At 65.2% G+C, this 4,476-nt stretch carries 5 protein-coding genes and 1 pseudogene; 3 read left to right on the forward strand and 3 right to left on the reverse strand.

Features of this window, described 5'->3' with window-relative positions; translation table 11 throughout:
* Positions 1-52 precede the first annotated feature (52 nt).
* Together ACIQ42_RS16280 and ACIQ42_RS16285 are read left to right on the forward strand one after the other, a co-directional pair.
* Complete coding sequence (locus tag ACIQ42_RS16280) at positions 53-727, forward strand: dienelactone hydrolase family protein (RefSeq protein WP_397423296.1); 675 nt, start codon at positions 53-55, stop codon at positions 725-727.
* A 5-nt stretch (positions 728-732) separates the two neighbouring features.
* The gene (locus ACIQ42_RS16285) at positions 733-1,413 is read left to right on the forward strand and encodes a dienelactone hydrolase family protein (RefSeq protein ID WP_397423297.1); all 681 of its coding nucleotides are present in this window, start codon (positions 733-735) and stop codon (positions 1,411-1,413) included.
* A 181-nt stretch (positions 1,414-1,594) separates the two neighbouring features.
* Here the strand turns inward: ACIQ42_RS16285 and ACIQ42_RS16290 are convergent, their stop codons facing one another.
* Positions 1,595-2,062 carry a hypothetical protein gene (locus ACIQ42_RS16290; protein WP_397423298.1) on the reverse strand — a complete coding sequence of 156 codons (468 nt, stop codon included), beginning with the start codon at positions 2,060-2,062 and terminating at the stop codon, positions 1,595-1,597.
* A gap of 69 nt (positions 2,063-2,131) precedes the next feature.
* On the opposite strand from ACIQ42_RS16290, the gene ACIQ42_RS16295 reads away from it, so the two are divergent.
* Complete coding sequence (locus ACIQ42_RS16295) at positions 2,132-2,917, forward strand: hypothetical protein (RefSeq protein WP_397423299.1); 786 nt, start codon at positions 2,132-2,134, stop codon at positions 2,915-2,917.
* Positions 2,918-2,978: 61 nt separating this feature from the next.
* On the opposite strand, the gene ACIQ42_RS16300 is transcribed toward ACIQ42_RS16295, so the two are convergent.
* Positions 2,979-3,821 (reverse strand): cytochrome c1, encoded by an 843-nt coding sequence (locus tag ACIQ42_RS16300; RefSeq protein ID WP_397423300.1) that lies wholly within the window; start codon positions 3,819-3,821, stop codon positions 2,979-2,981.
* A 7-nt stretch (positions 3,822-3,828) separates the two neighbouring features.
* Positions 3,829-4,476, reverse strand: a pseudogene (locus ACIQ42_RS16305) (cytochrome b/b6); the annotation flags it as partial.

The raw sequence follows: 4,476 nt of genomic DNA on the forward strand, positions 1-4,476 counted from the left end.
CGACGTGCTGAATTTCCGGTTCAACGTCTGACCTGGACCGAAAGGGACCAAGATGGCCGAAATGATCAAGCTGGCCGGCGCCGACGGCTTTGAGTTCAATGCCTGGCACGAGCAGGCCTTCACCCCGCACAAGGGCGGGGTCATCGTGATCCAGGAGATCTTCGGTATCGACCGGCACGTCCGCGCCGACGTCGAGCGCTGGGCCAAGATGGGCTATGAGGCGATTGCGCCGGCCATGTTTGACCGCCTTGAGCGCGAATTCCACGCAGAGCACGACGACGACGGCATCAAGGCGGGCATTACCCATGCGCGCGCCACGCCACTGGAGCAGGCGCTGGGCGACATCGCCGCCTGCCGTGATTTCCTGCACAAGCACGGCGGCAAGGTGCATGTGGTGGGCTATTGCTACGGCGGCTCGCTGACCTGGCTGGCGGCGTGCAAACTGACCGGCATCGCAGCCGCCTCCAGCTACTATGGCTCCATGGTGCAGGCGAACGCCGCCCTGAAACCGCTCTGCCCGACCATAGTCAATCTGGGCCGCACCGACCCGGGCATTCCGGCCGACGACGTGGCCGCCGCCATTGCCGAGCACCACGGCGAGAGCGTGCCGGTCTATATCTATGAAGGCGCAGGCCACGGCTTCAACAACGAGAGCCCGGAACGCTACAGCGCCGAGGCGGCCGACCTGGCGCGCCATCGCACGCTGGAACTGTTCGACAAGGCCTGAGCAGGGTGGGCGAGACCGTCCAGCTCACCAGCGCGAGAGATGGCTTCGCCTATGACGCCTGGCGGGCGCCTACCGCCGACGCGCGGCGTGGCGGGTTGGTGGTCTGCCACGCCATCTGGGGGGTGACGCCACACCTGCGTGATCTGGCCGAGGGCTATGCCGAGGCCGGATACGAGACCCTCGTGCCCAGCCTGTTCGACCGGTTCCAGCGCGGGTTCGCAGAACGGGATACCGATCCTGCCCTGCAAGCACGCCAGATGGGGTATGGTGAGGCTACCCGGTGGGGCGCTGATGTGCTGGACGCGGTGCAAGCCGCCATAGACGCCCTGGAGCCGCCGGTGTTCGTGATGGGCTTCTGTTATGGCGGCACGGTGGCCTGGCTGGCCTCGGCGCGCTGCACGGGCGTCTCGGCGGTATCGTCATTCTATGGCGGCCAGATTCCGGACTATCTGGACGAGACGCCACGTGTTCCGACGATCCTGCATCTGGGCGAGACCGACGCGCTCATCCCACCGGCCTCGGTCGAGGCGATCCGCGCGGCTCATCCGGACATGCCGGTTCATATGTACGAGGCCGGCCACGCCTTTGTCGCGCCCAACGGCTTTCACGCGGACAGCGCCACCCTGTCGCGCCTGCGCACCCTGCAGCTGTTCGCCCGTAACGGCAGCGGGCGGGGCGAGGTCTAGAGCCTGTTCTCAACGCCGCTCATCCCGGCGAATGCCGGGACCCAGATGGAATGGCGATTGGGCGGGTTCTACGTCCGCGCAGCTATTCCAATCAGCCTCCCAGCCTTGAGATCTAGGTCCCGGCATTCGCCGGGATGAGCGGATGTTGTTGAAATTGCTGCTTGTAAACTGAGTCCGGTATCTAGACCTCGATCTGTTTCTTCACGTCCGGATGCCGCTCCAGAACCCGCACCAGCGCCGCCTGAGCCGCCAGGATGCCGATGCCGGCGGCATAGCCGCAGAACACGCCCACCAGCGGGCGGCCTCCCGTGGCTGCTCCGGCGATCTGCCAGTACATGAACGCCGCCGCTCCACCCAGCAAGGCCACGCCGCCGAGGATCGAGCCCACGGTCTGGCCAAAGCCGGCCTGATAGGTCGACCAGACATAGCTGGCCAGAGGGCGACGAAGCTGTGCCACGACCAGCGGGATCAGCAGGGACATGGCCATGAACCCCGCGGGCCACAGCAGTGTGTGTTGCATGAGCCGGGCAGCCTCTCCCGGCAGACGGCCGAAGGCGTGGACGACCGCGCCGGCATAGATAAGGCCCGCGATCAGAACGGTCAGATCCTGGGTACGTCTGAAGGTTTTCCAGGCGGGAATGTGGGCCATGGCCCAATCTAGTTGGCCTCTGACGTTAGAGGTAGGGTCGAAACCGGGAATCGCGCGTTATCATTTGCCGTGGCGTACCTGGGTCCCTCCATCCCTGCCCTGATGATCGCAGCCGGGCTCGCCGCCCCGGTTTGGGCGGGCGAGGTGACCTGCCGGTTCGACGACGGCGTGATCGTCGTGCCCGCCGAGGTGGCCGGGATCGCGGGCGACTACATTCTCGACACCGGGTCGGCGCAAACCACCCTGCATGAGACCAAGGCGCAGACCGAGGGGATCGAAGCCACGGAACTGGTGGGCCCGGTCCGGCTGGCCGGGGCCGAAATCGGGGATCAAGCGTTGAAGGTCGCCGACCTGGATGTGCGCACCTGGAACCTGCCCAGCGCCGTGATCGGTTTGATCGGGGCTGACGTGCTGAAGGGGTTTGTGGTCGACGTGAGCTTCTCGCCCTGTCGGGTACGGCTGTCTCGGCCCGGCAAGGCTCCACTGTTCCGGGGAAGGCAGCTGGCGCTGGAATGGGACCTGGGTCGGCCTACAGCGCGGGCCTCGGTCTCTGACGATGCGCATGCGGTGACCGGACCGTTTGTGATCGCGACAGGATCGAGCGCGCCGGTGCGTCTGGCGGACGACCTGGCCACGGCGAGCGACGGCGGTTCGCCGGAACTCTATCCGCAGGGCGTGTGGCTCGCTCGCCTGCCTGAGGTGGCGTTTGCCGGCCGGGTCGGGCGTGACGTGGCCGCCGGGCTCATGAAGCCCGAGGGCGATGTCGTGGGGGTGCTGGGAGGCCCGGTGCTGGCGCGTTTCAGGCTGCGATTTGATTTTCCGGCGGGGCAACTGACGGTCGCGCCCGCGCGGTAGAACGGAAAAGGGCTCCGGATCGCTCCGGAGCCCTCGAACTCATCGCAGTCGACGTTCGCCCCTAGTGGGCAATGTTCCGCCATACCCGCTTGTAGCTGAACCACAGCAGGAGGGTGAAGATGAAGAGGTAGATCATGGCCCCCAGACCGAACTGCTTGCGCTCGGTCTGCTTCGGTTCAGACGCCCAGGTCATGAATGCCACCACGTCGCGGGCCTGCTGGTCCACGGTCGACTTGGTGCCGTCGTCGAAGGTCACCTTGTCGGCCGCCAAAGGCGGGGCCATGGCGATAAAGCCACCCTTCGGCGCCTCACCCTTGCCGGTCCAGTAGGATTTCAGGTCTCCCGGCATATAGGGGTTGTAGTACTGGCCCGGCCCCACCGTGAGCCCGGCGGGCGCGTTCACATAGCCGGTCAGCAGCGAGTAGATGTAGTCCGGTCCACCTTCGCGGGACTTGGTGATCACCGAAAGGTCAGGCGGCGCCGCGCCGCCGTTCGAGGCGCGCGCAGCGGCCTCGTTCGGGAATGGCAAAGGGAACTTGTCCGCCGGCAAAGCCGCGCGCTGGATAGTGTCGCCGGTTTCGGAATCGATATCGTTGACCTGGATGTCCTTGGCCAGCGACTTCACATAGGGGTTGTCGTTGGGGTTCGGGTACTTCGGATCATAGAACGGCCCATGCTTCTGGCCGAGATTCCGGAAGAACATCAGGTTCATCGAGTGACAGGCCGCACAGACCTCCCGATAGACTTTGTAGCCCCGCTGGACCTGGGCGGCGTCAAACTTGCCAAATGGGCCCGCGAAGGACCAGGCGACGCTCCGGGGCTCCTTGGGCTCACCGGCGGCCAGCGCCGGCCCTGAAATCAGGGCCAGCCCCAGCGCCGCGAGCGCGATACTTTTGCGCAGCATCTTAGGCTCAGCCCCTCTTTTCAGGCGCCGCCATGGCGCCAACGGGCGTCGAGGCGGGATGCGACAGGACGGGGTCGGAAATCGATTCCGGCACCGGCAGTGGTGTCTCGGTCAAGCCGAGCATCGGCAAGATGATCAGGAAGTAGGCAAAATAGTAGAGCGTCGCGATGCGGCTGAGCCAGACGAAGCTGTTGATGTCCGCGTCCAGAAGAACCAGGCCAGACAGACCGGGGATCACCTGGCCATCCGGCAGTTGCCCGCCGCAATAACCCAGCACCAGCGACACGAACACGAAGATGAAGAAGTAGAGTCGCGCCGTGGGTCGGTAGCGCATGGAGCGCACCTTGGACGTATCCAGCCAGGGCAGCAGGAACAGCACCGCGATGGCGCCGAACATCAGGATCACGCCGCCGAGCTTGTCCGGCACCGCACGCAGGATCGCGTAGAACGGCAGCAGATACCACTCGGGCACGATATGGGCAGGCGTCACCAGCGGGTCGGCCGGAACGTAGTTGACCGGGTCGCCCAGGGCGTTCGGATTGTAGAAAACGAAGCTCATGTAGAGCAGCAAGAATACCCCGATCGCGAACCCGTCCTTCACCGTGTAGTACGGGTGAAAGGGCACAGTATCGTTCTCGGACTTCACATTGACGCC

Origin of the sequence: Phenylobacterium sp. (assembly GCF_044372605.1) — a bacterium.
In the GTDB taxonomy this organism is placed as follows: domain Bacteria; phylum Pseudomonadota; class Alphaproteobacteria; order Caulobacterales; family Caulobacteraceae; genus Phenylobacterium.